We start from the raw sequence: 26135 nt of genomic DNA, 5'->3' as shown, positions 1-26135 counted from the left end.
GCATCGCTTTCATGCCGGCCGACACGCCGGCGGCCATGTGGGAGCGAAGCGCCATGTGCGGATTTGTGTGCCTCTGGAACCTCGATGACGAGGAGTTGGCCTCGCGGATGATCCGCAAGATGGAGCACCGCGGGCCTGACGCGCTGGAGGTGCTGCGGCCGAAGAACATTCCCGCCGTCATGGCGCATGCAAGGCTCGCCATCATTGGCCCCGACAACGGCGCCCAGCCGATTTACCAGGGCGACAACATCCTGGTGGTCAACGGCGAGATCTACAATCACACCGACCTCAGGGCGATCCTCGGCGAGGCTGCCTTCCAGACCCGCAGCGACAGCGAGACGGTGCTGCATCTCTTCCGCAAGAACGCGCTGCGCTGGGTGTCGCGGCTCGACGGCATGTTCGCTTTCGTGCTGGCGACGCCGGACCGCATCATCGCCGCGCGCGACCCGCTCGGTATCAAGCCGCTTTATGTCGCCCATATCGGCGAGGGGCTGGCCTTTGCCTCCGAGCTCAAGGCCTTCGACGGCGTCGACGTCACAAAGATCGAAGCGCTTGAACCCGGTGCCATGTTCGACAGCCAGAGCGGCATGCGGCGCTGGTATCGCATGCCGCAAGGTGCCGCCGATCCGGAACCCGGCATCGACGAGGAGCTGACCTGGCGCGAGCTGAGGCTTGTGCTGGAGGAGGCGGTGGCCAAGTGGATGGTCGCCGACGTCGAGGTCGGCTCGTTCCTGTCGGGTGGGCTCGACAGCTCGATCATCGCGGCGATTGCCGCCCGGCAGTCGCCGAAGCGGCTGAAGACCTTTTCCGTCGGCCTCGCAGGCAGCCCCGACCTCATCGCCGCGCGGCGGGTGGCCGACTACCTCGGCACCGAGCACTTCGAGCACGCGTTTACGCCCGAAGAGGTCGCCCGCGTCCTGCCGCATGTCATCTACCATCTCGAAAGCGCCGACATCGACCTGGTGCGCTCGGCGGTGCCGACGCATTTCGCCGCCCGGCTGGCGCGGCGGCACGTCAAGGCGGTGCTGACGGGCGAGGGTGCCGACGAGCTGTTTGCCGGCTACACCTATCATCACGCCTATGTCGACCGACCGCGCGAACTGGCCGACGAGCTGACGCGGTCGCTTGGCACCATGCACAACATCAATCTGCAGCGCGTCGACCGTGTCACCATGGCTGAGAGCCTGGAGGCGCGCACGCCCTTCCTCGACCGCGAGCTGATCGACTTCGCCCAGAGCATTCCGGCGACGCTGAAGCTCAGGCGTACCGATCCGGCCTCACCCGAAAGCACCGGACCGACGACGGAAAAGTGGATCCTGCGCAAAGCCTGCGCCGACCTGCTGCCGCACGACCTCGTCTGGCGCAAGAAGGCGCAGTTCGACGAGGGGTCGGGGGCGGTGACGGCGCTTGGCGAGGCGTTGCAGGCGATGACTGGCTCGGCCGCACCACTCGACCGCGCCGCCGAGGGCGCGGTCTATGAGAGCCTGTTGCGGCAGAGCTACGTTGACCCCGACCGCATCATCAATGCGGCCGGCAGATGGGTCGCCAACCGCGTCTCGGTCGCGGCTGCCTAGACAGGCACAGAGCGCCCGTCACATCACCGGCTTGTGCATCAGGCCGAGCCGGTCGCGCCGGAGCCAGCGCCACAACAGTAGCACGGACACCACGGCGAGGCCGGAGAACAGGCCGATCCAGATGCCGCGGCCCTCGAAGCCGAAGTGGAAGGCAAGCAGCACGCCAAGCGGCAGGCCGATGCCCCAGTAGCCGATGGCGGCGAGGATCATCGGCACCTTCGTATCCTGCAGCCCGCGCAGCTGGCCGGCCGACACCGCCTGGGCGCCGTCGACGACCTGGAACAATGCCGCGAAGACGAGGAAGCTGACTGCGAGACCGATTACCTGCGCGTTGGCCGGGTCGCTGACGTCGATGAAGGCCGAGATCAGTAGATGCGGCCAGAACACCATCACCAGCGCCATCAGCGCCATGAAGCCGACGCCGAGCACATAGGCCGTCCATCCGGCACGCGTGATGCCGTCGCGGTCCCTGGCGCCGTAAGCCAGCCCGACGCGCACCGTGACCGCCTGGCCGAGACCGAGCGGGATCATGAAGGTGACCGAGCAGATCTGCAGTGCGATGGCATGCGCGGCAAGCGAGGACGAGCTGATAAGCCCCATCAGGAATGCCGCGGCGTTGAAGATCGTCACCTCGAAGGCAAGGATGCCGGAGATCGGCAAGCCTAGCTTGAGCAGCGCCCTGAAGCGCGGCCAGTCGGCGCGCCAGAAGCGGCCGAACAGGTGGTAGCGGCGGAACTTCTTTTCCATCATGACGACGGCCGCCATGCCGACGAACATCATGCCGCTGGCGATGCTGGTGGCAAGGCCGGAGCCGGCGATGCCCATCTCGGGGAAGCCCCATTTGCCGAACACCAAGAGCCAGTTGCCGAGCGCGTTGGCCGCCACCGCGATCGCCATGATGACCAGCGCCCAGCCGGGGCGCTCCAGCGCCGAGATGAACGAGCGCAGCACGATGTAGCCGAAAAACGGCAACGCCGCCCATTGCAGGTGGTGCACGTAGATGCCGGCCTGCTCGGCGAGCTTGGGTTCCTGGCCCATGGCCAGCAGGATATCCTCGGCGTACCACAACAGGGCCCAGATCGGGAGCGAGATGAGGACGGCGAGCCACAGGCCCTGGCGCACGGTGCGGCGGACGTCGCGAACCGAATGGCGCTTGCGGCCAAGCTCGGCCGCCATCATCGGCGAGGTCGCATACATCAGGCCGAGGCCGAAGATCAGCGGCGCGAAATAGAGGTTGGAGCCGAGCGCGCCGGCGGCAAGCGCATCGGGACCCAGCCGGCCGAGCATCATCACGTCGGTCGCCGTCATCGCCGTCTGGGCGAGATTGGTGAGGATCATCGGCCAGGCAAGCGCCAGCATGGCGCGAAGTTCGTCGCGCCAAGGAGTGGCCGGTGATTGCGCGCCGGTTGCGATCGCAGACATGGTTTTTCGTCTTTCGGTGGCGATATCGCGGCTCATTGGCGTCGATATCACGAGTTTTGACGACGGAATCCGCCCTTTTGGCGCGTCGTGGCGCCGTTTGTGACCGAAAGTCTCAGAAGTGGCAAGCTGTCACGGCGACCAAGGATTATGCCAGCAGAGTTGGGCCGGCTGTGCTGTCAGTCGCCTGTCGCATCCGTCGGGCAATTGAGTTCGGCCATGATCCATTCTCGGAAAGCCCGGATCTTCGGCACGTTGCGGCGCCCCTCGGGATAGACCAGCCAGTAGTCGCCGCCATGAGCGGTGAGTTCGAACGGCTGGATCAGCCGGCCCTCGGCGAGCTCGGCGGTGAACAGCGCGGTTGTCAGGACCGACACGCCCTGGCCGGCTATCGCGGCATTGGCCTCGGCGGCCTGCGAACCCAGGCTGGTATCGGGCATCCTGTCGAGTGCGTCTGCCGGCACATTGGCCTTTGCGAACCAGTCCTTCCACCAGATGTCGGCGGGGTTGAGGATCCTGAGCTTGAGCAGGTCGGCCGGCTCCTTGATCCCGCCGATGCTTTCGGCAAGGCGCGGGCTGAGCATGGGCGAAAATTGCGAGCGCAGCAAAAAATGGGTGGCAAGCCCGGGCCATTTGCCTGAGCCGGAGCGGATGCCGATGTCCATCTCCTCGCGCGAGAAATCGACGAGGTAGCTCGAGGTGTCGAGGCGGACGGCGATGTTGGGGTGGCGCAGCTGGAACGAGCCGATGCGGGGAGCCAGCCAGTTCGACGCGAAGGTGTGGACCGTCGAAATGCCGAGCGTGCCGCCGGAGCCGGCGCGCGCCACCTGATAGGCCTCGCTCAACAGGCCGAATGCCTCGGTCACCATCGGCACCATGCGGCTGCCGACCTCGGTCAGCACCACCTGGCGCGGTTTGCGCAGGAATAGCGGCGCGCCGACGCGCTCCTCGAGCAACTTGATCTGGTAGCTGACGGCGGCCTGGGTCATGCCGAGTTCGGCCGCTGCCTTGGTGAAACTGCCCTGGCGGGCGGCGGCTTCGAACACCCTGATCGCGGTCAAAGGCGGCAGCTGAAGCGGCATTTCCCACACTCCCATACATAAGGCCAGTTAATGGGTCATGATCGACGTTCAATTGGAAAAGTCAATCATTCCAGAGCAATATCTAGGTCAAGACATCAGCACATTTCAACCATCTCAAAAGGATGACGATCATGGCCACGGCACAGGCAAGCCTTTTCCATTGCGAGCAGATCGGCTGGACCGCACGTCTGGCCGCCGCCTTCGGGCTGCGTTCGCGCAAACGCGTTGTGGACTTCCGCGACCTGCCGGATCACCTCCAGCGCGACGTCGGCTACATCGACGGCAAGGACCCTTGCGGCCGGCGGGTTTGAAGTCTCCGCACGCGCATGTGTCCCGCACGGCCATATCAACGGTTCATTTCCGCCGCCAAAGCTCCTATGAGCAATGGGGTGAACAGGGACCGGTCATATGACGCCGAAGGCAGTGTATTGGGACATGGACGGCACGTTGATCGACAGCGAGCCGCTGCACGAGGAATCGCTGGTGTCGGCGCTGCGCAGCGTCGGCATCGAGCCGCCCGCCGACCTGCACGCGCGTGTCGTCGGCCAGGCGGCTCGCCCGGTCTATGAGGTGCTGCGCGACCAGTTCGGCCTCGCCCTCGACTTCGACGACTGGATCGCCCTCAAATACGATCACTACATGGGCCGCGCGCCCAACCTTCTGCCGCGTGAAGGCGCGATGGAGATTTTTCGCGATCTGAAGGCGAAGGGTGTCGTCCAGGCGATCGTCTCCAATTCGGACCGCATGGTGGTCGAGGCCAATCTGCAGGCTGTCGGCGTGAACGAGCCGACGATGAAGACGATCAGCCGCAACGACGTGCGTCTCGGCAAGCCCGATCCCGAACCCTATCTGCGCGCCGCCTATCTCACCGGTATCGACCCCACTGATACGGCTGTCATGGAAGACAGCGTCACCGGCGCCATGGCCGGCGTCGCCGCCGGCATGCGCACCATCTTCTGGCCGCAGGACAAGATCGACGGACCGGCCGGCGCGCTGGTGGCGCATAGCGCCGAAGAGGTCAGGGCGCTGCTCGGGTTGGATTGAGCGGGTTTTGCCTGAAGATTGCCCCTTACCCTCTCCCCGTGAAGAACGGGAGAGGGGGCGTCGGCGTAGCGATTGACCTTCAGCTGACGAGACATGGACTGCACAAGGAATGGTGCAGGCGTTGAAGCTTCGTCCTTCTCCCCGTCCTTACGGGGAGAAGGTGCCGGCAGGCGGATGAGGGGCAGCTCGACGCCTCAGTTCCGGTACACCGGTTCCTGCTCGTCGAGGATGGCTTTCAGCTCGGCGAGGTGGCGTTCGGCCTGGCCGGGGTAGTCTTCCTGTTCCAGCGCTGCCTTTTCGGCGATCTCGTCCGACAGCAGCCGCAGCGGCCGGCCGGTCCACAGCGCCTTGACGTAGGTCTCGCAGGCGCGCTCGAAATAATAGAGCCGGTTGAAGGTGTCGGCGACGCTGTCGCCGATGACCATGACGCCGTGATTGCCCATGATCATCACCTTGACTTTCGGGTCGGCGAGCAGCTGCGAGCAGCGTTCGCCCTCTTCCTCGAAGGCGAGCCCGCCATAATGGCCGTCGACGACATGGCGGCGGAAGAAGATCGCCGTGTTCTGGTCGATCGGCGGCAAGGTGGAGTCGGCCAGCGACGCCAGCACGGTGGCGTGGATCGAGTGCACATGCATGACGCAGCGCGCATGGGCGCAATTGCGATGGACAGCGCCATGCAGGCCCCAGGCGGTCGGATCGGGCGCGTTGGGCCCGCTCATCGTCTCGGGGTCGTTGGCGTCGATGAGCAGAAGATCGCTCGCCTTGATGCGTGAGAAATGCACCTGGTTGGGGTTCATCAGGAACTTCGAGCCGTCGTCGTTGACGGCGAGCGAGAAGTGGTTGGCCACCGCCTCATGCATGTTGAGCCGTGCCGTCCAGCGGAAGGCGCAGGCGAGGTCGACGCGCTCCTCATAGAACGGCAGGTTGGTCTGCTTGAGCTGGGTGACGGCCATGGTGTTCCTCCCTCGCAATTTGCTGGCGCATCAGGCTTTCCCAAGACCGTTGCCGGCTTCGGGGCGATGTGCTGGGAGAAAGAATGCCGCGTCACGGCAGGCGCGGCAACATCAGCTCAGGCTGGAATCCGCTGGTCCAGCCGGAGCCCACCATTCTCGACGATGAAGTCGATGACCGCTTCCAGCCCCTTGCCGCGCGACAGGTCGGTGAAGCCGAAGGGGCGCTTGCCGCGCTGGCGGGCGGCGTCGCCTTCCATGACCTCGAGATTGACGTTCACATAAGGCGCCAGGTCGCTCTTGTTGATGACCAGGAAGTCGGAGCGGGTGATGCCGGGGCCTCCCTTGCGCGGGATCTCTTCGCCCTGGCAGACCGAGATGACATAGAGCGTGATGTCGGCGAGATCGGGCGAGAAGGTCGCCGCCAGGTTGTCGCCGCCCGACTCGATGAAGACGATGTCGAGGTCGGGGAACTTTCGGTTCATCTCGGCGATGGCCTGAAGATTGATCGAGGCGTCCTCGCGGATGGCGGTGTGCGGGCAGCCACCGGTTTCCACGCCCATGATGCGCTCTTCCGGCAGCGCCTGCAGGCGGGCCAGCATCATCGCGTCTTCCTTGGTGTAGATGTCGTTGGTGACGACCGCGATGGAGAACTCGTCGCGCAGCGCCTTGCACAGCTTCTCGGTCAGCGTTGTCTTGCCCGAGCCCACCGGGCCACCGATGCCGATGCGAAGCGGGCCGTTTTTCGAGGTCATGACTGGAATCCTGATATGGCGAGGATGACGAAACCGGTGCCGATGGCGAGGCACAGCGGCGAATAATACTGACGGTCGAGCCGCGCGAAGGGCAGCTCGGGCGTCAGCCGGCGCCAGGCGGGGGTGAAGCCGGCAATGCCGCGGCCGAGAAACACCAGCGCAACCATCAGCGCCGAGGCGGCCAAGCCCGCCTTTGGGAAGGGTGTCGCGAAGATGCCGACAAGCGCCAACGGCCACAGCGTCGCCACGATGAGGCAGGCGGTGACGGCGAAGCTGGCGAAGGGCGAGGGCATGGTGTCGATGCCGCGCGCACCGACGACGGCGCGGGCGCAAGAAGCCTGGTCGGTGCCGGGCCAGACGCCGCCAAGACCCCAATAGGCATGGATCGAGGCGATCAGATAGAGCACGGCGGCGAGGGCGAAGGCGAGCACGGTCATGAGCGGAACAGTCTCGAATGTTGGGTCTCGTGGCGCATCGCCATGATGTCGGAGGTTAGGGCGGCGGACCCCAGATCGTCGAGTGTCGATACTGCCGCACGCGCCGCCACGCCGAGCGCTACCGGCTCGAAGCCGGCGATGATGCCGGTGGCCGCCGTCTGGCCGATGACGCCAAGCCGGATCGCTGCCTGGATCAGGTTGGTGGCAAAGGCTTGCAGGTAAGCGGCCAGCGCGTACTCCAGTGCGATGCCATGGGCGCCGGCGACGGCGCCGACGGCGACACAATAGGGGCATTCCGCCGGCAGCCGCGCAAGCACCTGGTTCGGCCAGGCGGCTGCGGCCGCGAGGAACGCTTGGCCCTGCAGCATCGATTCCAGGTGGCGTTCGCGCGAACCGGCCAGGGCTTCAGCGAGTTCAGCGACCTCGGGCAGGTCGCCGTCGGTAGCGGCGCGGCGCCAGCTTTCCGCAAACAGCACCGCGTCGTTCCAGCCGGAGCCGATTTCGGCGAGCGTGGTCAGCCATGCGGCGAGATCGTCACGGTTGGCGATAAGATTGTCATGCACGGCACGTTCGAGGCCATGGCTGTAGGAAAAGCCGCCGACCGGGAAGGCTGGCGACAGCCAGGCCATCAGCCGCAGCAGCGAGGCGTTGCCGCGCTCAGTCATGATGGTGATGGTGGTGGCCGCCATGGTCGTGGTGGTGACCATGGTCATGTTCGTGGTGATGCTCGTGCTCGTGGTCGTGTCCATGGGCGTGGTCATGCGAGTGACCATGATCGTGGCCATGGCCCGAATAAGCGCCGCGCACCGGCTCGAAGGGCGCCAGTATGTCGGTGACGGTAGCGCCCAGCCCTTCCAACATCGCCTTGATGACATGGTCGCGCAGGATGAGGATGCGATCGGCCGAGATCGCTGCGGCGAGGTGGCGGTTGCCGATGTGCCAGGCGAGCTGCGTCAGGTGGACGGCGTCGCGAGCGCGGATGTCGTAGAGCTCTTCCTCGGCGGCGACGATGCCGGCGGTGCGATCGTCTTCGAGCACGAGCAGGTCGCCGGTTTCGAGCACCACCGGCTCGGCCAGATCGACGAGCACACGTTCGCCCTTGGACAGCGCGACGGCGCGGCGCCTGATATGGCGCTCGTCATGGGCGAGCACGGCGACGTCGAAGGGCTGCGCGCCTGTTGTGGCGTCGGCACGGATGATCTTGATAGCGCGCAGCATGGGTCGTTGTTCCTGTGGCGTGGCGGCGGAGCCGGCGGTTCAGACGATGGTGTCGAAGAGCCGCCAGATCCACGATATCTGATACAGCAAAGTAGCTGTCACGAATGCCAGATGATATCGCCTGCTCGCGGTGGCGATGGCGATGAGGCAAAGTGCCACCAGGATGGGCGTGCGGATCAGGTATTCGCCGCCGAAATGGGCGAAATGCGCCTCGCCCTTGATCAATGTGTCGACGATGTCGAGCAGGTAGGTCGTGGCCAAAAGCCCGAAGAACCAGGCGCGGCGCGAATAGAAGAAGTCCTCGTAGCTTTTGTAGTCCTGCATCGAGTCGGGGAAGAGCAACGCGCAGAGCAAAAACAGCGCGATCGCGTAGCCGAGGATGAACAGGTAGGTGCCGAAGGTCCAGTTGGGGACGGCGTAGAGGCCAAACTCCCACCACCAGAAATGCACCAGCGTCAGAAGCAGCGAGGCCACCCAGGCGAGGTGCACCGGGTAGAGCCTGTACTGGTCGGGATGCTGGACGATGCGGGCGACACCCGACAACAGCCGCGCCATGCCCAGGCCGATGATCATGCCCATGACGATGCGGATATGCGGGAAGACTTCGGCCGGGACTTCGGGCGTCATGGGACGCTCTTGGGATGGTCGAATGCGGGCATTGTCGGTTCCGGGAACGTTTCTGCGGCGAGGGTTACGGCGGGCATCGTGCGCCGAAACAGATGTCGAGCCAATAGACGTTGCCGTGAGCGTGGCGTGTGTGTCGCGGGCACAAAAAACCCCGGCGCGCTGTCGCGGCCGGGGTTTGTATCAAGCGAAGACGGCGAAGCTTATGCGGCTTCGGCGACGTCGTCGTTCTTGAGCGCTTCAAGAATGTTCTGCGGCGAGGAGACGCCATAAGGATCGCTGTCGCAGTTGTCGGCGAAGCCTTCTTCCTCGAACCACTTTTCGATGCGGCCGTTGTTGATGACGGCGGCGTAGCGCCAGGAGCGCATGCCGAAACCGACATTGTCCTTGGCAACCAGCATGCCCATCTTGCGGGTGAACTCGCCCGAGCCATCGGGGATCAGCTTGACCTTGTCGAGGTTCTGCGACTTGCCCCAGGCGTTCATGACGAAGGCGTCGTTGACCGAGACGCAATAGATCTCGTCGATGCCTTCGGCCTGGAACTCGCCAAACAGCTTCTCGAAGTCGGGCAGCTGGTAGGTCGAGCAGGTCGGCGTGAAGGCGCCGGGCAGCGAGAACAGGACGACGCGCTTGCCGTCGAAATAGTCGGCCGAGGTCTTGTCTTCCCAGCGGAAGGGGTTCGGGCCGCCGACGGCCTCGTCGCGCACGCGCGTGCGGAAGGTGACAGCAGGAACTTTCTTGCCGATCATTTGAAACTCCATTTCCAAGAAAGCAGGGCCCCCGATCTTGGGCTCGGGGAATCCTGCCGAATTTTTAGCTAGCGCGGGCTCAATACCAACTGGCCAGAGGCGGTTCCAGCGCGACCGGCGTGGCATCAGGTCGCGGGCGGTTCCTGTAGGGCAGGCGCGGTCAGGGAAGGTGGATCGTGGCGTCCATGTAGATGACAGCCTGGCCGGTGAGGAACACCCGGTCGCCCGCGACTTCGCAGCCGAGCACCCCACCCCGGGCCGACAGCTGGCGCGCCGAAAGGCTGGTCTTGCCAAGCTTTTGCGCCCAGTAGGGGGCGAGCGTGGCGTGGGTCGAGCCGGTGACCGGATCCTCCGGGATGCCGGCGCCGGGGGCGAAGTAGCGCGAGACGAAATCGCAGTCGCTGCCGCGCGCGGTGATGCACAGGCCGAACGATCCGAGCTCGGCGATGCGCGGCAGGTCGGGTTGGTAGGCAAGCAGCGCAGCCTCCGAAGTCAGCTCGACGAAGTAGTTCTCGCGGTTGCGGAAAAGCTGCACCCAGGCGTCGTCGCGCAGGCCGTTGACCAGCGCGTCCTGAGGGATGGCGAAGTCGGGGTCGAAGCGCGGGATGTCCATGCGATAGCCGCCACTCTGCGGCGTGACGAGGAGGTCGCCGACCTCGCGGGTGGAGAAACGCATGGTCCGTTCGACGCCCTTGCGCAAATGCAGCGCGCAGGCCGAGGCCAGCGTGGCGTGACCGCAGAACGGCACCTCGTCGGTGGGGGTGAACCAGCGGATATCCCACTCGCCATCGTTCGGCTTCAGGAAGGCCGTTTCAGCGAGGTTGTTCTCCAGCGCGATGCCCTGGAGCACACGGTCGGCCAGCCAGTCCTCGAGGAACACGACCGCCGCCGAATTGCCTGTGAAAACCTTATCGGTGAAGGCATCCACCTGGATCATTTCGAGCTTCATCGCGGCCTCCAATCTATGGCGCAGAAGCTAGAACAGGAAATAGCGCTGCGCCATGGGCAGCACCGTCGCCGGCTCGCAGGTCAGAAGCTCACCGTCGGCGCGCACCTCGTAGGTCTCGGGATCGACCTCTATCTGAGGCATGGCGTCGTTGAGGATCATCGAGCGCTTGCCGATACCGCTTCGGGTGTTTTCCACCGCCACCATCTGCTTCTCGAGGCCGATGCGCTCGCGCAGGCCGCTCTCCAGCCCGGCTTTCGAGACGAAGGTGATCGAGCTGTTGGTCAGCGCCTTGCCGAACGAGCCGAACATCGGCCGGTAGTGGCTCGGCTGCGGCGTCGGGATCGAGCCGTTGGGGTCGCCCATCGGGGCGGTGGCGATCCAGCCGCCGAGCAGCACCATGTCGGGTTTCACGCCGAAGAAGGCCGGGTTCCACAACACCAGGTCGGCGCGCTTGCCGACTTCGATCGAGCCGATCTCGCGCGCCATGCCGTGCGCGATGGCCGGGTTGATGGTGTATTTGGCGATGTAGCGGCGGGCGCGGAAATTGTCGTTGTTGCCCTTTTCCTGGGGCAGCGTGCCGCGCTGGCGCTTCATCTTGTCGGCTGTTTGCCAGGTCCGGATGATCATCTCGCCGACGCGGCCCATGGCCTGGCTGTCCGACGAGATCACCGAGAAGGCGCCGAGGTCGTGCAGGATGTCCTCGGCGGCGATCGTCTCCTTGCGGATGCGGCTTTCGGCAAAGGCGATGTCTTCGGGGATCGACGGCGACAGATGGTGGCAGACCATCAGCATGTCGAGGTGTTCGGCGACGGTGTTGACGGTGTAGGGTCGCGTCGGATTGGTCGAGCCTGGGATGACGTTCGGATACTGACAGATCTTGATGATGTCCGGGGCATGGCCGCCGCCGGCACCTTCGGTGTGGAAGGAGTGGATGGTGCGGCCCCTGAAGGCGGCGACCGTGTCCTCGACGAAGCCGCCTTCGTTGAGCGTATCGGAGTGGAGAGCCACCTGGACGTCGTAGGCGTCGGCGACCGACAAGCAGGTGTCGATGGCGGCGGGCGTCGTGCCCCAGTCTTCGTGCAGCTTGAGCACGCAGGCGCCGGCCAGCACCTGTTCTTCCAGCGCGCCCGGCAGCGAGGCGTTGCCCTTGCCGGACACACCGACATTCATCGGCAGGCCATCGAAGGCCTGGAGGATGCGGGCGATGTTCCACGGTCCCGGCGTGCAGGTGGTGGCAAGCGTGCCGTGCGCCGGGCCGGTGCCGCCGCCAACCATGCAGGTGACGCCTGAGTTCAGCGCCGTTTCGACCTGCTGCGGCGAGATGAAGTGGATATGCGTGTCGATGGCGCCGGCGGTCAGGATCTTGCCTTCGCCGGCGATGATCTCGGTGCCTGGGCCGATGATGACGGTCACGCCGGGCTGGGTATCGGGATTGCCTGCCTTGCCGATGGCAGCGATGCGCCCGTCCCTGAGGCCGACGTCGGCCTTGTAGATGCCGGTATGGTCAAGGACCAGCGCATTGGTGATGACGCAGTCCATGGAACCCTGGGCGCGGCTCAGCTGGCTCTGGCCCATGCCGTCGCGTATGACCTTGCCGCCGCCGAACTTCACTTCCTCGCCGTAGACGGTGAAATCGTTCTCGACCTCGATGAACAGCTCGGTGTCGGCAAGCCGTACCTTGTCGCCGACGGTGGGGCCGAACATCCTGGCATAGGCGGCGCGGGAGATTTGTGCCGGCATCAGAGTTTTCCCATCACCTTCTGCTGGAAGCCGTAGACCTCGCGTTTGCCGCCATAGGGCACCAGCGTCACGTCGCGTTCCTGGCCCGGCTCGAAGCGCACGGCGGTGCCGGCGGCGATGTCGAGCCGCATGCCGCGCGCCAACTCGCGGTCGAATTTCAGGCCATTGTTGGTCTCGTAGAAATGGAAGTGGCTGCCGACCTGGATCGGCCGGTCGCCGGTGTTGGCGACCTTGAGCGTTACGGTCGGCTGGCCCTTGTTGAGCTCGATAGAGCCTGAGGCGGTGATGATTTCGCCGGGGATCATGGGTCTCACGCTCCGAGTGCCAGCCACAGGCCGCCGAGCGCTGTCGCACCGCCGGCGACGCGCGTCACCAGCCGGCCGGTGTCGCCGCCGAAGACACGGCCGACGCTCAGGCCAAGACCAACGCCCGCGGCATGCAGCAGCACCGTCGACAGCGCGAAACCGAAGCCGAAGCTCAGCGCGCCGGCGGAGCCGAGCTCGCCGCCATGGGCGTGGCCGTGGAAGAAGGCGAAGAAGCCGACCATGACCATGCCGGCCCATGTCGGCACCTTGAGGGCGACGGCTGCGAGCAGGCCGATCACCACCACCGAGGCGAGGATCACCGGCTCGACGAAGGGCAGCGGCGCGCCAGCGACCGCCGCGGCGAAGCCGATCGCCATGGTGCCGACGAATGCCGATGGTACCAGCCACAGGGCGCGTCCGCCGAGCAAGGCAGCCCACAGGCCGACCGCGACCATGGCGAGGATGTGGTCCATGCCGAACAGCGGATGCGACACGCCGGCGAGCAGCGATCCGTGCTGCTCGGGATTGAAGTGCGCGAAGGCGGGTGCGACCGACAAAGACATCAAGGAGAGGGCGAGCGCGAGACGCTTGAGCATCGTTGACAACCTTTCGTTCAGGGCAATCAGGCGGCGGACTTCGGCGCGCAGCCTTCGGCTTTCAGCACGCGCTTGGTCGAGGCTGGATATTTGGCGAGCATGGCGGCAGGCCGGATCGGTCGCGCGGAGAAATTGCCGCCGCAATTGGGGCAGGCGCCGCCGAGCACGCCTTCGGCGCAATCGCTGCAGAAGGTGCATTCGAAGGTGCAGATGACTGCATTCGTCGCCTCGGGCGGCAGGTCGCGGTCGCAGCATTCGCAATTGGGACGCAGTTCAAGCATAGCGGCCTCAGCGGATCGGTTCGTGGACGGTGACGAGCTTGGTGCCGTCGGGAAAGGTGGCCTCGACCTGGACGTCGTGGATCATCTCGGCGATGCCGTCCATGACCTGGGCGCGGGTGATGACATGGGCGCCGGCTTCCATCAGCTCGGCGACGGGGCGTCCGTCGCGGGCGCCCTCGACGATGAAGTCGGAGATCAGCGCGACGGCCTCGGGATGGTTGAGCTTGACGCCGCGTTCGAGCCGCTTGCGTGCGACCATTGCCGCCATGGCGATCAGAAGCTTGTCTTTTTCCCTTGGCGTCAGGTTCATGCCGGTACCAAAATCCTAGAGTGACCAAAGTCTGGGCAGGCCTGCCTGCCCATTGAGCAGTTCGACCAGCGGAACGAGTCGTTTGCGCAGCGAATAGCCGTCCTCGGCATAAAGCCTCGCAAGAAGCTTGCCAGTTCCGGAGACCGTCCACAGGCTGGCGCCGCCGTTGTCGCCGATGATCTTGCGCGCTGGTTCCAGCAGGGTCTCGCCGCGCTCGGAGACCAAAAGCAGCGTCGCCATGGCGATGCGTCCGCCGGCCGATGCCGGTCTGGAAAGCGTTGCTTCGATATCGGGGCCGACGAAAAAATCCTCGACATGGATGAGCCGGCCGCCCTGCCTGATGCGCCAGCGGTCGCGGAAGGTGCCGCTTTCGACACGTTCGCCCATGGCGGAGCGGCCGAAGACAGTCGCTTCGACGATCAGTGCTTCGGCACCCACTGCCAGCTCGGCGTCGAGCGTGCGTGAAAAGGCTGAGCGATCATAAGTGATCGTTTCCTGCGGCAGCCAGCCGAGGAAGCCGCCGCCGCCGACCGACAGGCGGACGTCGACCTCGGCGCGGCCGGCAAGCGCGCGATAGACCTTCTCGCAGGCTTGGGTTGTGATGACGGCGCGTGCGCCCGCGCCGACCGAAACCTCCCAGCCGAGCCTGTCGCCGCCAGTCAGCCCGCCGGCCATGTTGATCAGCACTGCTTCGAGCGGATCGGCGCCGGTGCCGGGCAGCCTGATCTTGGCCGCGCCGTCCTGGTAGAGGCGGGCGAGACGGCTGCGGCCGGCACGGTGCTCGACCTCGATGCGCGCGCGCGCCTTTACGCGCTGCGTGGAAATTGCCGCTGCGTCAGTCTCGGCGGACAAGGATGTGCCTGATGTCATGATGCCCGGAGGGTAGCTGCAATGGGGGATTTGTCGATATACAAGCTTGTTGCCTCGTCGCGTTTCGCTTTCTATACAGGGACGCCTTTTTGGCTCAATTCGGGGGCGGTTTCGTCTGAAAGGTCTGGCTCGGGCCCGGCGCAGGTGCTGCGCGGCACGGACATGACAAGTTAGAGAGTTCTGGGGAAGGGTATTTATGGCCGACCAGTTGGCAACGGACATCATCGCCAAGATCAAGGCGCATGCTGAGGAAGGTGGCGAAGAGATCACGCTCGGTACGGAGCTGACCGCGCTCGGCATCCACTCGCTCGAACTCACCGAGATCATCTTCGATCTCGAGGAAGAGTATGGCATCGAGATCGAGATGAACACCGTCGATGCCTGGAGCAGCCTCAAGAATGTTGGCGACATGGTCGAAGCCGTTCGCGCCCTGATTGCAAAATCTGCCTGAGATGAAGCGTCCCCGCATCGTCATCACCGGTATCGGCGGGCTGTGCGGGCTCGGCACCGATGCACCCGCCATCTGGGATGCCATGCGCGCTGGCCGTTCGGCCATCGGACCGCTGACCAATGGCGAGCTGCACGAGCTCAAGATCCGCATCGGCGCCGAGATCAAGCAGCTGCCCGAGCACGGCATTGACCGCAAGCAGCTCGTTTCGATGGACCGGTTCAGCCTTCTTGCCGTGATCGCGGCCAAGGAAGCGCTGCGCCAGTCCGGCCTGGTCGTCAACGAACACAACACCCATCGTGTTGGCACCATCGTCGGCGTCGGCGTCTGCGGCTGGGAAGCGATCGAGGAAAATTACCGCGCCATCCTGCTCGAAGGCAGGAACCGCGCTGCCATCTTCACCGTGCCGAAGGTCATGCCGGGTGCGGCCGCCGGCCAGGTCAGCATGAATCTCGGCCTGCGTGGGCCGGTGTTCGGCGTCACCTCCGCCTGCTCCTCGTCCAACCACGCATTCGCCACCGCGATGGACCAGCTTCTGCTCGGCCGCGCCGACGCGATCGTTGCCGGCGGCACCGATGCGCCGCTGGTGTGGGGCGTGATCAAGGGCTGGGAAGCGTTGCGCGTCGTTGCGCCCGACACGTGCCGTCCATTTTCCGCCGACAGGCAGGGGTTGGTTCTCGGCGAGGGTGCGGGCATGGTCGTGCTCGAAACCTATGACCACGCGGTTGCCCGTGGCGCGACGATCCTGGCCGAACTGGCCGGAACCGGCATGTCCGGCGACGCCTCCGATATCGTGGCGCCGACCGTCGAAGGCCCGACGGCCGCGATGCGCGCCTGCCTGCTGGACGCCGGGCTGACGCCGGAAGAGGTCGACTACGTCAACGCCCATGGCACCGGCACCAAGGCCAACGACCAGATCGAAACGGCGGCCATCCGCCGCGTCTTCGGCGCTCATGCCGACAAGCTGTCGGTGTCGTCGACAAAGTCGATGCATGCCCACTGCCTCGGCGCCTCGGGCGCGCTCGAGATGATCGCCTGTGTCAACGCCGTGCGCGAAGGCATCGTGCCGCCGACCGCCAATTATCGCGAGGCGGATGCCGACTGCGATCTCGACATCACGCCCAATGCCGCCAAACAGCGCCCGGTGCGCGTGGCGATCAGCAACGGCTTTGCCTTTGGTGGCACCAATGCCGTGGTTGCGGTCAAGGCGGTCTGATCCGTCTCCGACTTAATCTGTCATCTCGATAAAACAGACGCGCTGCATATTGATGCAGCGCGTTGGCATGACTAACTCTTGCGTGCCCCCACCATTCTGGCCAGTGCTTCACGCCGGGCCACCCCACGAGGAACCGTCGATGAGCGATCTCACTCCCTTTCCGATTGCTGCCCGCTGGCCGGCGCAGCACCCCGACCGCATCCAGCTCTATTCCTTTCCGACGCCGAACGGCGTGAAGGTGTCGATAGCACTCGAAGAACTCGACCTGCCCTATGAGGCGCATGCCATCAATATCGGCAAGAATGAAAGCTGGACGCCGGAGTTCCTGGCGCTAAACCCGAACGGCAAGATTCCGGCGATACTCGATCCCAATGGCCCCGGCGGCAAGCCGCTGGCGCTGTTCGAGTCAGGCGCAATCCTGCTCTATCTCGCCGAAAAGACCGGCCGCCTGATCCCAGCTGACCGTGCCCGTCACTACGAAACCATTCAGTGGGTGTTCTTCCAGATGGCGTCGGTGGGCCCGATGTTCGGCCAGCTTGGCTTCTTCCACAAATTCGCTGGCCGCGAGATCGCCGACAAGCGCCCGCTGGAACGCTACCGCGACGAGTCGCGGCGCCTGCTTGGCGTGCTCGACAAGCGGCTCGAAGGCCGCAAGTGGATCATGGACGACGACTACACCATCGCCGACATTTCGATGCTCGGCTGGGTGCGCAACCTGATCGGCTTCTACGACGCCGGCGACCTCGTCGGCTTCAAGAGCTTCGAGAATGTCGCGGCATGGCTGGAGCGCGGCCTGGCCCGCCCGGCGGTTCAGGCAGGCCTGAATATTCCCGCGCGCGGCTAAGCAGCTCGGAAACCAAAAGAAAGCGCCGCGCTTCCCTGAGGGATGCGCGGCGCTTTTGATTCCAGAAGACCTTCAAAGCGGTCCGGTGCGTCCGATCACCAGGTCGGCTTCGCGCCTGGCCGCCAGCACCCGGTCGATGTTGGGCATGTCGTTGCTGTCGATCCAGTTGCGCGCGTCGGCGTCCGAGCGGCCATGCTCGCGCCAGCGCTCGACCAGCCGCCGCTCCAGCTCCTCGCGCGGCACGTCGACGAAGATGGTGAAGTCGAACAGCTGGTGCAGCCGCTGCCAGGGCTCCTCGTCGAGCAAAAGGTAATTGCCTTCGACGAGGATGAACTTGACGTCGGCCGAGACGATGTCGGCTGCCGCACGCGACAGCTCGATGCTGCGGTCGAAGACCGGGATGGCTATGTCGGGTTCGGCGGCGCGTAGGCGTTTGAGCAAAACTTCGAAGCCGGCAAAGTCGAAGGTCTCGGGCGCCCCCTTGCGTTCACTCAGGCCGCGCTTTGCCAGCACCGCATCGTCGAAGTGGAAGCCGTCCATCGGCACCACTGCGGCCGAACCTTCGGGCAGCACGTCGTGCAGCGCCGCCGACAGCGTCGATTTGCCCGATCCGGGCGGTCCGGCGATGCCGATCACGAAGCGCTCGGCATGGTGGGCGCGCTTGAACAGGGTTGCGGCGATGTGGGCGATTTCGGACATGGATCTCCCCGATGGTTTCAAATGACATTCTGCCGCCGCACCCGTCAAAAATGAGGCGGCGGCCGCGTCACTTCAAGATCGGCTGGCCGATCCGCAGGAAGGTTTCGTCGAACGGCGCCTCGCGCTGGCTGCCATCGGCGAAGATGAGCCGCAGCCGGCCCGGCAGGGCTTCGACCTGCGACGGCGGATCGCCCCCATCCAGCGGCAAGGCACCGACGATCTGGCGGAAAGCGACGCGGCCGCCGAGTGTGAAGGCTGTCTCTATGCCTTCCTGCTTCAGCCAGTTGTCGCCGATCGACGCGGCATGGCCGATCGCCGAGCGCCCATCCTCGATGCCGAGCACGCCGTGGCGGCCGTTCCATGGCGCGTAATAGCGGCCGCCATTGCTGATCCACAGCATGGTGACGGGCAGCTCGGCCGGGTTCTTCAGCACCAGCACGACGTCGGCCTCGGCCTTGCGCGCCACTGCCGTCCAGCCCATGCCGTCGTGATCGGCCTCGACGAGGGTGACGAAATCCTCGTGCCGGCGAACGGCGCTGTAGTCAGTGAGGTCGGTTTGGCCGCCGTCGGCGACCGGGAAGCGGGTGAGGTCGGCGCTGCGGGCAGGGTAGGCGAGCAGATGGGCGCCACGTGCCGGGTCGGGCTCGGTGACATCGGGCGGGGTTGCCGCCAACCGCTTCGGTGAAAAAGCGAGACGACCGCCCGCGGCCATCTCGGTCATCGGGTGATGGGCGACCGAGATCGCACCGGAGCCGCCGGAGAAGGCATGCTCCTGGTACAGGAACGGGTGGCCGTCGCGCAGAACGAGCGTCTTGTCGACGGTGGCGCCCATCACCTTGTGCTGCAGCCGGAAGCTTACGCGGCGGCCGCCCGTTATGGCTTCGTCTGAGACGAGGTCCCAGGCGCCGTTAGCCGGCCAGCCATGCAGCGGTGCCGCTTCCACGTCGCTGCGCGAAAACGGCGCGCAGAGGAAGTCGCCCGACAGCCTGACGACGCCCTCGGGCAAGCCTTCGGGCAGGTCGTTGCGGTCGATCCATGGCGCGCGGTGCAGCGGTTTCAGCCTGCGTGCGCCGCTTGTGATGGCGAAATCGGCGATGTGGCCGACGGCAAGGTCAAGCGTGGCTGAAATGCCCTCGGCCTGGAAACCATGCTCGCTCATGCCAAATCACCCCGCTATGTGACGCCAACAGAGCCGATTTGGCATCCTTCGCGCAAGCCGCCGGGTGTAACCAATATTCAACACCGCCGGCGCAACATGCATCTGGTGCATCAGGCCAAATGGACGGAATGGCGTGCGTTCTGTAATTTTCCGGCTGTTGCTGCCGGCCGGCATGTGACAAAGCCCAGTTTTGGCGACCACCGACAGGTTCTTTCCTTGCAAGCCCAGACACACTCTTCCCTGCTACCCTCCAGTCTCCCCCGGTTTCGGTGGTCTGGGCTGTGGCGCAATGTCGTGGCGCTGCTTGCCGTGGTTACCCTCGTCGCCGGCTGCGCCACATCGGAGACGCTGAATGTCGCGCCGCAAGCCGCGGCGCCCGACAAGTTTGCCGCCATCGTCGTCGACGCCTCCAATGGGCGCACGCTTTACCAGGCCTATTCGACGGCGCCGCGTTATCCCGCCTCGCTGACCAAGATGATGACGCTGTATCTGACCTTCGAGGCGATGCAGCAGGGACGCGTCGCCAAGACGACGTTCATCCCGGTGTCGGAGAACGCCCGCTCGCAGCCGCCCTCCAAGCTCGGCTTCAAGCGCGGCGAGCAAATCGAGCTCGATGCGGCGATCCGGGCGCTGGCGACCAAGTCGGCCAATGACGTGGCGGTGGCTGTCGGCGAATATCTCGGCGGCTCGGAGGAGGGTTTTGCCCGCCAGATGACGGCGAAGGCGCGTCAGCTCGGCATGACCAGCACCGTCTTCCGCAACGCCTCTGGTTTGCCCGATGCGCAGCAGCGCACAACGGCGCGCGACATGGCGGTGCTCGGCATGGCGCTGCGCAAGCATTTCCCGCAGCATTATTATTATTTCTCAGCCACCGACTTCAATTTCCGCGGCAAGCGCATCCGTGGCCACAATGACCTGCTCGGCCGGGTCAACGGCGTCGACGGCATCAAGACCGGCTACATCAGGGCCTCTGGCTTCAACATCGTCACTTCGGTGCAGGCCGACGGCCGCAAGCTGGTGATCGTCGTCATGGGCGGCGACACGGCGCGCAAGCGCAACGCCCAGGTCGAGGAGATGATCGTCCGCTACATGCCGCAGGCAGCCGGCGGCAGCCTGGCGTCGCAGATGTACACCCCGGCACCGGCGGCCACCGCATTGGCGGCACCCTTGCCGGCACCTGCCTCGCCAGGCATGCCGATGCCGGTCACGCCTGAAATGCCGATGCCGGCCGACACGGCGGTCCAGCAGGGCGATGCACCGGTGCCGATGGGCGAGATCCAGTAACTGGACGGATTGGCGCCGCGCTGCTCAGGTCGGCGCGGTGTACTGATCGTCGGTGACATGCTCGAGCCAGTCGACGGCGCGGCCGTCGAGCGCTTCCTGCAGCGCGATGTGGGTCATGGCCGTTGTCGCCGCAGCACCGTGCCAGTGCTTTTCGCCGGGCGCGAACCACACGACGTCGCCGGTCCTGATCTCCTCCACCTTACCGCCCCAGACCTGAGCCCAGCCAAGGCCCGAGGTGACAACCAGCGTCTGGCCGAGCGGGTGGGTGTGCCATGCCGTCCGCGCACCCGGCTCGAAGGTGACGGTGACGGCGCGCAGCCGCGCCGGCGCCGGGGTTTCGAAGATTGGATCCTGGCGCACTGCGCCGGTGAAATAGTCAGGCGAGGGCGTTGCCGAAGGCCGCGAACCGCTGCGTTTGATTTCCATCTTTTGTCTCCTATGGGGCGCCTGGTGCCTGGCCGCGTCTTTCGGATCGCGAAGCCGCGCTTTCGGTTGCTACGCTATTCCGGATGGAAAACCGCTGCACGCTTTTCCTGGAACATTGTTCCGACAAGTGTTGCGGACGGGGATGCCTCGTTGGCGGACGTCGTCTCGCGGATCTCGCAGCGCCGCGCACCGGCTCCTTCACAAGCTGCAGCAATGCCTCTTGGCCACCGACAAGTCGAGCGGCCCCCGATCGGTCTAAGCATCGAGGCTGCTCTCAATCAGGCAGGGCGACGAGTGCCCGCCCGCTTGTCAGGTCAACGACCATCCGCACGATCGCAACAACGTCCGCCTCGGGCAGCGCCGCCACAAGCTCGGCGCCGGTCGCGGTGAAAGTCTCGGCGATGATGCGCACGCCCGGCTGGGCCGCGAGCCTTGCTTGGACGATCGCCAGGTCGGCGAAACCGCACGTGATTTTCGCTTCGACCGAGATGACGATTTCGGTCTTGGCAGCAGTGCGCAGGCAGGTGGCCGCGGTGCCGCCATAGGCCCGCACCAGCCCGCCGCTGCCCAACAGGATGCCGCCGAACCAGCGCGTGACGACGACGGCGACATTGTCGAGGTTCTGGCCGTCGAGCGCCTGCAGTATCGGCTTGCCGGCAGTGCCGCTCGGCTCGCCGTCATCGCTGAAGCGGTAGCTCTGGCCGATGCGCCAGGCCCAGCAATTGTGGTTGGCCCCGGCATCCGAATGGGCAGCGATAAACGCCTTCGCTCCCGCCTCGTCCGCCACCGGTCCGGCGACAGCCAGGAACCGGCTCTTCTTGATGTCCTGGGCGAAGCTTTCGGGGTGGGCGAGCGTGAACATGGCTGGTGGCGGTTAGACAATGCCGGGCGGGTGGCCGTCAATTGCTGCTGGGGCCTATGTCGTCACCTAAAATCGACCGAAGCCCAGGCGGGGCACGCTGTACTCGCCACGCCTGCAAGACCGTCGTCATGGCCGGCCCGGCAATGGATCGCGATTTGCCACTTCTCCCGTTGAAGCTTGCCGCCGCATCGGTTATGAACGCGCGTCGTCCGGTGCGCCGGGCGTGCTTCGCGGCGTCGCCGCAGGCGAGCACCCGTAGCTCAGCTGGATAGAGCGCTGCCCTCCGAAGGCAGAGGTCACAGGTTCGAATCCTGTCGGGTGCGCCAGCTGTTTCGACAACTTCCGAATGCGCTCGCCTCTGGCTACAGGGGCATCTTCGCCACGCTGTCCTTGTAGTCCTGCTTCGGGTCACCCAGGCCCAGGAACATCTTGACGCCGGCGACGAGGCTGGAAGCGTCGAGCCAGATTTGCGCGTCCGCAGGTTCGAACCGCAGCAGCCTGAGCTTCGGATCATCCTTGCCCTTCTCGAACCACGCGGCCACGAAGCGGTTCCACAGGCGGTCGATTGTGCCGCGGTCGCTGTCGATCCTCAGGGTGCCGTGGACAGTGGCAAACAGGTCATGCTTCTTGGACGCGTAGACAAGCGTGGCTTTCCTGGCGCGCGTCAGCTTGCCAGCAAGTTCGGTGTCGCTAGCCGTGAAGAAGTAGATGGTCTTGCGGTCGCCATCGAACTGCGCGGTCATCGGGCGCGAGTCGATACCAGAGACACTCACCATCACGGTCATGTCTGAACGTATCGATTTCCAGAACTTCGCTTCGAACTCTCTCTTGTCGGCCATGGTGAAGGTCTCCTTGAAGGAGGCTCAACCCCTGGCGTCACGAGAGGTTCCATTTGGGTGGCAGGCGAAAGGGCTTCAGAGGGTTTACCGCCGTGCGGCCCCGACAGCGCGACTACACGCCGTTCACGCTGGGCACATCCACCTCGCGGATGAAATCGCGAAGCGTTTCCATATCCCATGACAGCGGGCGGTCGTCCGCATAGTGTGCGACGTGCTTGCGAACGGTGCGATAGATCGCGTCTGTTCGCGGTGCGCGCGTTTCCTTGCCAGCCAGGAAGTCATGTGCCTGCGCTGCCGCCATAAGTTCAATTGCCAGGATGTATTCGGCGTTGTCGATAACGGCCAGCAGCTTGTTGGCGGCGACGGTCGGATGGGCGAGGAAGTCTTCCTGCAGCCCTGACGTAACACCTCCGTCAGTCGCAGCTGGCGCCGCCAGCCGGCGGTTCACGTTGCTCAACGAAGCGGCGGTGTACTGCGCGATCATGAAGCCGGAGTGGCAGCCGCCTTCGCTGGCGAGAAACGCCGGTAGGTTGTTGACCAGCGGATTGACCAGACGGTCGATGCGTCGCTCGCTCATTGCCGCCACCTGAGCCAGAGCGATCGTCATGCTGTCGGCAGCCTGGCCCAACGCGGGCGCAACCGCATGTGCCTCCGAAAAGACCAACGGGTTGTCCAGCGTACCCGACACAGCAGGATTGTCCGTGACGGAAGCCAGTTCGCGGTCGACCAGGTGCGCGGAGCGCTCCATCACCTCTAGTGCGGCACCATGCACATGAGGCACAGCGCGAAGGCTGAGCGCGTCTTGCGTGCGTCGCCCGCGGGCCGCATCGATCAGGCCGCTACCCTCGAGCAACCCGCGCAGCGTTGCGCCGACCGCCTCGATACCAGGTGACGGCCGCATGGCGAGCACACGCTCGTCAAAGGCCGCCATTTGACAGCCAGCGGCTTCGAGCGTCAGGGCCGCCGCAGCATCGGCCCAGCGCAAAAGGCGTTCGACGCGAGCCAATGCCACACACAAAAGCCCGGTAGCGCAGGCAGTGCCATTGACCAGGCTTAGGCCCTCCTTGGCGCCGAGCACCAGAGGTTCGACTCCAATAGCCGCCAAGGCGTCGCGTCCGTTCATTCGACGCCCCGCGACGCGCGCCCGGCCCTCGCCGATCAATACCAGCGCAATGTGTGCGTTATGCGTGAGATATCCCGCCGACCCTCGCGACGGTACCTCCGGGATGCAGCCGCGCTCCAGGAAGCGCAGCAAGTTGACAACGATCTCTGGTCGCACTCCAGAGTGGCCGTGCGCAAAATTGGCCACCTGCGATGCAATGATCGCGCGGATGCTGCGCTCCGGCAGCAGATCACCAACCCCGCAAGCGTGGCTGAAGATAATGTTGCGAGACAGTTGCTGCTGCAAAGCAGGCTCGACCACCGTGTTCGACAGCGCGCCTACACCGGTGTTCACGCCATAGGCGCGTATGCCGTTTTCGACTATGCGCGCCACGATGCGGTTTGCGTGTACGACACGGTCCCAAGCGGCAGGCGCAAGTGCCAGCGTCTCACCGTCGCTGATCCGCGCGATGTCGCGCCAACTTGGAGATATGTCTACCGATACTACCATGGCATGCTCTCGAAAGGGCTTGGTTGTGTGCGAGATGGCCGATTGGCTGTCTTACGCCAGCCCTGTTTCATGACTGCGAACGAGCTGGAGAAGTGGCGCGTGTGCCTGCTTTGATATGGAACCCGCTAGGCGACAGGCACCTCCAAGCGAGTGACGTCGATCTTCCGCTCTCTTGCAGTCGCCGGGGCGAAACAGCTCCAGCAGGACTTGTTTGATAGATGAAAGGTGGTGACAACCAAGTGGCAAAAGCGACTTGGTTCGGTCGATAATGCAGCAATGAAAGGGTAGCCTTCGATCGCTCTTCATTCTTGATCCCATGGCCTGGGGCATAAGACCTGGGTGTCGCAGTGGCAACAGAGCCACCACACGACAGCGCAGGCGATGGCCGCACGAGATTGGCCTCGTCGGTCGATGAAGGTTTCAGGATCGGGACGACGACGTAGCCGTCACATCCACGGCCGGTGGGCCTTCACGCTGGCGCGCATGCCGTTGTGGATGTACTGCCGGGCGGGGTCGTCGGGATGCCGCAGGAAGTGGAACTCCCGCGTCGCCGACATGTAGGAATGGGTGCCGACTTTCCTGAGCATGTCGGTGGTGCCGGCCGCGCCGTGTGGTGTCTTTTGACCGAACCAGTTGGCTTCGTCCTGGGGTGACGACAGTTCGTCGACGGCGAGCTCGTCACTTGAGACGGGCCGGACCAGGATTGTCGAATTCAGGCGCAGGTAGCGGCCCGAAAGCTCCGCGTTGACCGGCAGTCGCCATCCGCCATAGGCATCGAGGGCGTCGCGTCGCGGTTTGAAGGCAGCACGGCCGGTTCCGTTGCGCAGACGGGTCAGGATCGTCTCTGCCAGCTGGCCCGCTGCGGAAGCGGCCCAGACGGCGTTGGTCGAAACGACAACGGTTTCGGGGCCACCGTCCGCGAGGCGAACGGCGCACGCCTGGCCTGACGTCGTGCCGTCGTGGCCCCAGGCGAGAGCGCCATCCGCGAGCCGGTAGCGTGCCATCCCCAGGCCCCAGCTCTCGTAGCGCCAGCCAATGGTCGGGGTGAGCTGATGGTCAGCGTGCAGCGGTTCGAGGCCAAGCCTTTGCCGCAGCGGCGTCATCAGCTTGGTCAGGTCCAGCGGCGTCGCCACCAGCCCACCGCCGGGCGACAGCGCCAGCGGTGCATACCAGCGGGTTGCCGCAAAGGGCGCCTCGCCTGAACCCGCCGACTTGCGGTAACCGGTCGCCGACGGGCGCAACAGGATGTCTTCGGGACGCGCCGAAATGGAGTGGTCGCCGAGATGGCGGGCGACAGTGTCGCGAACAGCCTCTTCCCAGCACGTCCCGGCCAACATGTCGACAAGATAGCCAGCCAGCACGAAGGCCGGCCCTGAATAGGAAAACAGCTCGCCGGGACGGGCGATCAGCGGTGTCGCGGCGATGGCCCGGGCTGCCTGGCGGCGGGCGCAATCACCCCGGCCGAGATCCACCCACCATTGGGAATCGAGGCCGCTGGTGTGAGACAGCAGGTGCCGGACGGTGATGTCGTGAAATGCCCGCTCGTTGCTGGCTTCCAGATCCGGGGCGAGGTCCACCACCGGCGTGTCGGCGGAGATTCCCCTTTCGGCGAGTATTTCCAGCAGCACAAAGGCGGTGACGACCTTGGACACGGAGCCGAGCTGGAAGGCGGTTTCCTCGCTTACTGGTGTGCGGGTGCGCAGATCGGCCACACCGTGGCTGAAGCATGTGATGTCACGACCATCGTCGATCGCCACCGACACACCGGGCGCGCCGGTCTGCTCAAGCCACACCGTCAACTCGTCACGCATGCTGGTCATCCTGATCCGGAGGAAATTCGTGC

At 65.0% G+C, this 26135-nt stretch carries 30 protein-coding genes and 1 tRNA gene; 8 read left to right on the top strand and 23 right to left on the bottom strand.

Going from position 1 to position 26135, the window contains the following annotated elements; genetic code table 11:
- The first annotated feature begins 53 nt into the window (after positions 1 to 53).
- On the top strand, positions 54 to 1574 hold the full coding sequence (gene asnB / locus ACSQ3E_RS17145) for an asparagine synthase (glutamine-hydrolyzing) (RefSeq protein WP_436123631.1): 1521 nt from the start codon (positions 54 to 56) through the stop codon (positions 1572 to 1574).
- An 18-nt stretch (positions 1575 to 1592) separates the two neighbouring features.
- Here asnB and ACSQ3E_RS17140 read toward each other — a convergent pair whose 3' ends face one another.
- On the bottom strand, positions 1593 to 2996 hold the full coding sequence (locus ACSQ3E_RS17140; RefSeq protein WP_436123630.1) for an MATE family efflux transporter: 1404 nt from the start codon (positions 2994 to 2996) through the stop codon (positions 1593 to 1595).
- A 176-nt stretch (positions 2997 to 3172) separates the two neighbouring features.
- Positions 3173 to 4075 (bottom strand): LysR substrate-binding domain-containing protein, encoded by a 903-nt coding sequence (locus ACSQ3E_RS17135; protein ID WP_436123629.1) that lies wholly within the window; start codon positions 4073 to 4075, stop codon positions 3173 to 3175.
- A 131-nt stretch (positions 4076 to 4206) separates the two neighbouring features.
- Between ACSQ3E_RS17135 and ACSQ3E_RS17130 the strand changes: the two genes are divergently transcribed.
- Positions 4207 to 4386, top strand: coding sequence for a hypothetical protein (locus ACSQ3E_RS17130; RefSeq protein WP_436123628.1), 180 nt, complete (start codon positions 4207 to 4209; stop codon positions 4384 to 4386).
- 97 nt (positions 4387 to 4483) lie between these two features.
- On the top strand, positions 4484 to 5119 hold the full coding sequence (locus ACSQ3E_RS17125) for an HAD family hydrolase (protein ID WP_310320410.1): 636 nt from the start codon (positions 4484 to 4486) through the stop codon (positions 5117 to 5119).
- A gap of 194 nt (positions 5120 to 5313) precedes the next feature.
- Here the strand turns inward: ACSQ3E_RS17125 and ACSQ3E_RS17120 are convergent, their stop codons facing one another.
- From ACSQ3E_RS17120 to ACSQ3E_RS17055, 14 genes are all read right to left on the bottom strand, one after another.
- The gene (locus ACSQ3E_RS17120; RefSeq protein ID WP_436123627.1) at positions 5314 to 6072 is read right to left on the bottom strand and encodes a class II aldolase and adducin N-terminal domain-containing protein; all 759 of its coding nucleotides are present in this window, start codon (positions 6070 to 6072) and stop codon (positions 5314 to 5316) included.
- Between the two features lie 116 nt (positions 6073 to 6188).
- Positions 6189 to 6824 carry an urease accessory protein UreG gene (gene ureG, locus ACSQ3E_RS17115; RefSeq protein WP_436123626.1) on the bottom strand — a complete coding sequence of 212 codons (636 nt, stop codon included), beginning with the start codon at positions 6822 to 6824 and terminating at the stop codon, positions 6189 to 6191.
- The gene (locus ACSQ3E_RS17110; RefSeq protein ID WP_436123625.1) at positions 6821 to 7261 is read right to left on the bottom strand and encodes a DUF3995 domain-containing protein; all 441 of its coding nucleotides are present in this window, start codon (positions 7259 to 7261) and stop codon (positions 6821 to 6823) included. Before ACSQ3E_RS17110 ends, ureG begins: the two co-directional genes overlap by 4 nt.
- Positions 7258 to 7950, bottom strand: coding sequence for an urease accessory protein UreF (locus ACSQ3E_RS17105; RefSeq protein WP_436123654.1), 693 nt, complete (start codon positions 7948 to 7950; stop codon positions 7258 to 7260). Before ACSQ3E_RS17105 ends, ACSQ3E_RS17110 begins: the two co-directional genes overlap by 4 nt.
- Positions 7919 to 8479, bottom strand: a complete 561-nt coding sequence (locus ACSQ3E_RS17100; RefSeq protein ID WP_436123624.1) for an urease accessory protein UreE — start codon at positions 8477 to 8479, stop codon at positions 7919 to 7921. Before ACSQ3E_RS17100 ends, ACSQ3E_RS17105 begins: the two co-directional genes overlap by 32 nt.
- A 39-nt stretch (positions 8480 to 8518) precedes the next feature.
- Complete coding sequence (locus tag ACSQ3E_RS17095; protein WP_310320397.1) at positions 8519 to 9106, bottom strand: hypothetical protein; 588 nt, start codon at positions 9104 to 9106, stop codon at positions 8519 to 8521.
- A 200-nt stretch (positions 9107 to 9306) separates the two neighbouring features.
- Complete coding sequence (locus tag ACSQ3E_RS17090) at positions 9307 to 9852, bottom strand: peroxiredoxin (protein ID WP_436123623.1); 546 nt, start codon at positions 9850 to 9852, stop codon at positions 9307 to 9309.
- 160 nt (positions 9853 to 10012) lie between these two features.
- Positions 10013 to 10801 (bottom strand): PhzF family phenazine biosynthesis protein, encoded by a 789-nt coding sequence (locus ACSQ3E_RS17085; protein ID WP_436123622.1) that lies wholly within the window; start codon positions 10799 to 10801, stop codon positions 10013 to 10015.
- 27 nt (positions 10802 to 10828) lie between these two features.
- Positions 10829 to 12541 (bottom strand): urease subunit alpha, encoded by a 1713-nt coding sequence (gene ureC / locus ACSQ3E_RS17080; protein ID WP_436123621.1) that lies wholly within the window; start codon positions 12539 to 12541, stop codon positions 10829 to 10831.
- Positions 12541 to 12846, bottom strand: coding sequence for an urease subunit beta (locus tag ACSQ3E_RS17075; RefSeq protein ID WP_436123620.1), 306 nt, complete (start codon positions 12844 to 12846; stop codon positions 12541 to 12543). Before ACSQ3E_RS17075 ends, ureC begins: the two co-directional genes overlap by 1 nt.
- A gap of 5 nt (positions 12847 to 12851) precedes the next feature.
- Entirely contained in the window at positions 12852 to 13442 is a 591-nt protein-coding gene (locus tag ACSQ3E_RS17070; protein WP_436123619.1) for a HupE/UreJ family protein, read from the bottom strand.
- A 26-nt stretch (positions 13443 to 13468) separates the two neighbouring features.
- The gene (locus tag ACSQ3E_RS17065) at positions 13469 to 13723 is read right to left on the bottom strand and encodes a DUF1272 domain-containing protein (RefSeq protein ID WP_310320386.1); all 255 of its coding nucleotides are present in this window, start codon (positions 13721 to 13723) and stop codon (positions 13469 to 13471) included.
- A 7-nt stretch (positions 13724 to 13730) separates the two neighbouring features.
- Positions 13731 to 14033: an urease subunit gamma gene (locus ACSQ3E_RS17060; RefSeq protein ID WP_055981164.1), complete on the bottom strand. Its 303-nt coding sequence runs from the start codon at positions 14031 to 14033 to the stop codon at positions 13731 to 13733.
- Between the two features lie 15 nt (positions 14034 to 14048).
- Positions 14049 to 14903 carry an urease accessory protein UreD gene (locus ACSQ3E_RS17055; protein ID WP_436123618.1) on the bottom strand — a complete coding sequence of 285 codons (855 nt, stop codon included), beginning with the start codon at positions 14901 to 14903 and terminating at the stop codon, positions 14049 to 14051.
- A 196-nt stretch (positions 14904 to 15099) separates the two neighbouring features.
- Here ACSQ3E_RS17055 and ACSQ3E_RS17050 point away from each other — a divergent pair, with 196 nt between their 5' ends.
- From ACSQ3E_RS17050 to ACSQ3E_RS17040, 3 genes are all read left to right on the top strand, one after another.
- Positions 15100 to 15354: an acyl carrier protein gene (locus ACSQ3E_RS17050; RefSeq protein ID WP_115729708.1), complete on the top strand. Its 255-nt coding sequence runs from the start codon at positions 15100 to 15102 to the stop codon at positions 15352 to 15354.
- A 1-nt stretch (position 15355) separates the two neighbouring features.
- The gene (locus ACSQ3E_RS17045; RefSeq protein WP_436123617.1) at positions 15356 to 16567 is read left to right on the top strand and encodes a beta-ketoacyl-[acyl-carrier-protein] synthase family protein; all 1212 of its coding nucleotides are present in this window, start codon (positions 15356 to 15358) and stop codon (positions 16565 to 16567) included.
- Between the two features lie 139 nt (positions 16568 to 16706).
- Positions 16707 to 17411, top strand: coding sequence for a glutathione S-transferase N-terminal domain-containing protein (locus ACSQ3E_RS17040; protein WP_310320378.1), 705 nt, complete (start codon positions 16707 to 16709; stop codon positions 17409 to 17411).
- A gap of 72 nt (positions 17412 to 17483) precedes the next feature.
- Here the strand turns inward: ACSQ3E_RS17040 and ACSQ3E_RS17035 are convergent, their stop codons facing one another.
- Together ACSQ3E_RS17035 and ACSQ3E_RS17030 are read right to left on the bottom strand one after the other, a co-directional pair.
- Positions 17484 to 18110 (bottom strand): nucleoside triphosphate hydrolase, encoded by a 627-nt coding sequence (locus ACSQ3E_RS17035; RefSeq protein WP_436123616.1) that lies wholly within the window; start codon positions 18108 to 18110, stop codon positions 17484 to 17486.
- 67 nt (positions 18111 to 18177) lie between these two features.
- The gene (locus ACSQ3E_RS17030; protein ID WP_436123615.1) at positions 18178 to 19269 is read right to left on the bottom strand and encodes a hypothetical protein; all 1092 of its coding nucleotides are present in this window, start codon (positions 19267 to 19269) and stop codon (positions 18178 to 18180) included.
- Positions 19270 to 19563: 294 nt separating this feature from the next.
- Here ACSQ3E_RS17030 and ACSQ3E_RS17025 point away from each other — a divergent pair, with 294 nt between their 5' ends.
- Positions 19564 to 20553 (top strand): D-alanyl-D-alanine carboxypeptidase family protein, encoded by a 990-nt coding sequence (locus tag ACSQ3E_RS17025; protein WP_436123614.1) that lies wholly within the window; start codon positions 19564 to 19566, stop codon positions 20551 to 20553.
- Positions 20554 to 20577: 24 nt separating this feature from the next.
- On the opposite strand, the gene ACSQ3E_RS17020 is transcribed toward ACSQ3E_RS17025, so the two are convergent.
- Positions 20578 to 20979 carry a (R)-mandelonitrile lyase gene (locus ACSQ3E_RS17020; protein ID WP_436123613.1) on the bottom strand — a complete coding sequence of 134 codons (402 nt, stop codon included), beginning with the start codon at positions 20977 to 20979 and terminating at the stop codon, positions 20578 to 20580.
- A 274-nt stretch (positions 20980 to 21253) separates the two neighbouring features.
- Positions 21254 to 21841: an IMPACT family protein gene (locus ACSQ3E_RS17015; protein ID WP_436123612.1), complete on the bottom strand. Its 588-nt coding sequence runs from the start codon at positions 21839 to 21841 to the stop codon at positions 21254 to 21256.
- 249 nt (positions 21842 to 22090) lie between these two features.
- Between ACSQ3E_RS17015 and ACSQ3E_RS17010 the strand changes: the two genes are divergently transcribed.
- Positions 22091 to 22167 (top strand) — tRNA-Arg (locus ACSQ3E_RS17010).
- Between the two features lie 36 nt (positions 22168 to 22203).
- On the opposite strand, the gene ACSQ3E_RS17005 is transcribed toward ACSQ3E_RS17010, so the two are convergent.
- The 3 genes from ACSQ3E_RS17005 to ACSQ3E_RS16995 all read right to left on the bottom strand — a co-directional run bounded on the left by ACSQ3E_RS17005 (position 22204) and on the right by ACSQ3E_RS16995 (position 26103).
- On the bottom strand, positions 22204 to 22680 hold the full coding sequence (locus ACSQ3E_RS17005; protein ID WP_436123611.1) for a pyridoxamine 5'-phosphate oxidase family protein: 477 nt from the start codon (positions 22678 to 22680) through the stop codon (positions 22204 to 22206).
- A 112-nt stretch (positions 22681 to 22792) separates the two neighbouring features.
- A complete protein-coding gene (locus ACSQ3E_RS17000; RefSeq protein ID WP_436123610.1) occupies positions 22793 to 24292 on the bottom strand; it encodes an HAL/PAL/TAL family ammonia-lyase in 1500 nt (499 codons plus the stop codon).
- A 446-nt stretch (positions 24293 to 24738) separates the two neighbouring features.
- Complete coding sequence (locus ACSQ3E_RS16995; RefSeq protein WP_436123609.1) at positions 24739 to 26103, bottom strand: serine hydrolase domain-containing protein; 1365 nt, start codon at positions 26101 to 26103, stop codon at positions 24739 to 24741.
- Positions 26104 to 26135 lie beyond the last annotated feature (32 nt).

Origin of the sequence: Aminobacter sp. LjRoot7 (assembly GCF_964252895.1) — a bacterium.
GTDB classification, from domain to species: domain Bacteria; phylum Pseudomonadota; class Alphaproteobacteria; order Rhizobiales; family Rhizobiaceae; genus Aminobacter; species Aminobacter aminovorans_B.
Note: the sequence above shows the minus strand (reverse complement) of the source record. Positions and strands in the feature narration are given on the sequence as shown.

Bases quoted from the DNA above. Each gene is read 5' to 3' on its own strand.
- asnB (WP_436123631.1), top strand. From the start codon at position 54: ATGTGCGGATTTGTGTGCCTCTGGAACCTCGATGACGAGGAGTTGGCC.
- ACSQ3E_RS17140 (WP_436123630.1), bottom strand. From the start codon at position 2,996: ATGTCTGCGATCGCAACCGGCGCGCAATCACCGGCCACTCCTTGGCGC.
- ACSQ3E_RS17135 (WP_436123629.1), bottom strand. From the start codon at position 4,075: ATGCCGCTTCAGCTGCCGCCTTTGACCGCGATCAGGGTGTTCGAAGCC.
- ACSQ3E_RS17130 (WP_436123628.1), top strand. From the start codon at position 4,207: ATGGCCACGGCACAGGCAAGCCTTTTCCATTGCGAGCAGATCGGCTGG.
- ACSQ3E_RS17125 (WP_310320410.1), top strand. From the start codon at position 4,484: ATGACGCCGAAGGCAGTGTATTGGGACATGGACGGCACGTTGATCGAC.
- ACSQ3E_RS17120 (WP_436123627.1), bottom strand. From the start codon at position 6,072: ATGGCCGTCACCCAGCTCAAGCAGACCAACCTGCCGTTCTATGAGGAG.
- ureG (WP_436123626.1), bottom strand. From the start codon at position 6,824: ATGACCTCGAAAAACGGCCCGCTTCGCATCGGCATCGGTGGCCCGGTG.
- ACSQ3E_RS17110 (WP_436123625.1), bottom strand. From the start codon at position 7,261: ATGACCGTGCTCGCCTTCGCCCTCGCCGCCGTGCTCTATCTGATCGCC.
- ACSQ3E_RS17105 (WP_436123654.1), bottom strand. From the start codon at position 7,950: ATGGCGGCCACCACCATCACCATCATGACTGAGCGCGGCAACGCCTCG.
- ACSQ3E_RS17100 (WP_436123624.1), bottom strand. From the start codon at position 8,479: ATGCTGCGCGCTATCAAGATCATCCGTGCCGACGCCACAACAGGCGCG.
- ACSQ3E_RS17095 (WP_310320397.1), bottom strand. From the start codon at position 9,106: ATGACGCCCGAAGTCCCGGCCGAAGTCTTCCCGCATATCCGCATCGTC.
- ACSQ3E_RS17090 (WP_436123623.1), bottom strand. From the start codon at position 9,852: ATGATCGGCAAGAAAGTTCCTGCTGTCACCTTCCGCACGCGCGTGCGC.
- ACSQ3E_RS17085 (WP_436123622.1), bottom strand. From the start codon at position 10,801: ATGAAGCTCGAAATGATCCAGGTGGATGCCTTCACCGATAAGGTTTTC.
- ureC (WP_436123621.1), bottom strand. From the start codon at position 12,541: ATGCCGGCACAAATCTCCCGCGCCGCCTATGCCAGGATGTTCGGCCCC.
- ACSQ3E_RS17075 (WP_436123620.1), bottom strand. From the start codon at position 12,846: ATGATCCCCGGCGAAATCATCACCGCCTCAGGCTCTATCGAGCTCAAC.
- ACSQ3E_RS17070 (WP_436123619.1), bottom strand. From the start codon at position 13,442: ATGCTCAAGCGTCTCGCGCTCGCCCTCTCCTTGATGTCTTTGTCGGTC.
- ACSQ3E_RS17065 (WP_310320386.1), bottom strand. From the start codon at position 13,723: ATGCTTGAACTGCGTCCCAATTGCGAATGCTGCGACCGCGACCTGCCG.
- ACSQ3E_RS17060 (WP_055981164.1), bottom strand. From the start codon at position 14,033: ATGAACCTGACGCCAAGGGAAAAAGACAAGCTTCTGATCGCCATGGCG.
- ACSQ3E_RS17055 (WP_436123618.1), bottom strand. From the start codon at position 14,903: ATGACATCAGGCACATCCTTGTCCGCCGAGACTGACGCAGCGGCAATT.
- ACSQ3E_RS17050 (WP_115729708.1), top strand. From the start codon at position 15,100: ATGGCCGACCAGTTGGCAACGGACATCATCGCCAAGATCAAGGCGCAT.
- ACSQ3E_RS17045 (WP_436123617.1), top strand. From the start codon at position 15,356: ATGAAGCGTCCCCGCATCGTCATCACCGGTATCGGCGGGCTGTGCGGG.
- ACSQ3E_RS17040 (WP_310320378.1), top strand. From the start codon at position 16,707: ATGAGCGATCTCACTCCCTTTCCGATTGCTGCCCGCTGGCCGGCGCAG.
- ACSQ3E_RS17035 (WP_436123616.1), bottom strand. From the start codon at position 18,110: ATGTCCGAAATCGCCCACATCGCCGCAACCCTGTTCAAGCGCGCCCAC.
- ACSQ3E_RS17030 (WP_436123615.1), bottom strand. From the start codon at position 19,269: ATGAGCGAGCATGGTTTCCAGGCCGAGGGCATTTCAGCCACGCTTGAC.
- ACSQ3E_RS17020 (WP_436123613.1), bottom strand. From the start codon at position 20,979: ATGGAAATCAAACGCAGCGGTTCGCGGCCTTCGGCAACGCCCTCGCCT.
- ACSQ3E_RS17015 (WP_436123612.1), bottom strand. From the start codon at position 21,841: ATGTTCACGCTCGCCCACCCCGAAAGCTTCGCCCAGGACATCAAGAAG.
- ACSQ3E_RS17005 (WP_436123611.1), bottom strand. From the start codon at position 22,680: ATGGCCGACAAGAGAGAGTTCGAAGCGAAGTTCTGGAAATCGATACGT.
- ACSQ3E_RS17000 (WP_436123610.1), bottom strand. From the start codon at position 24,292: ATGGTAGTATCGGTAGACATATCTCCAAGTTGGCGCGACATCGCGCGG.
- ACSQ3E_RS16995 (WP_436123609.1), bottom strand. From the start codon at position 26,103: ATGCGTGACGAGTTGACGGTGTGGCTTGAGCAGACCGGCGCGCCCGGT.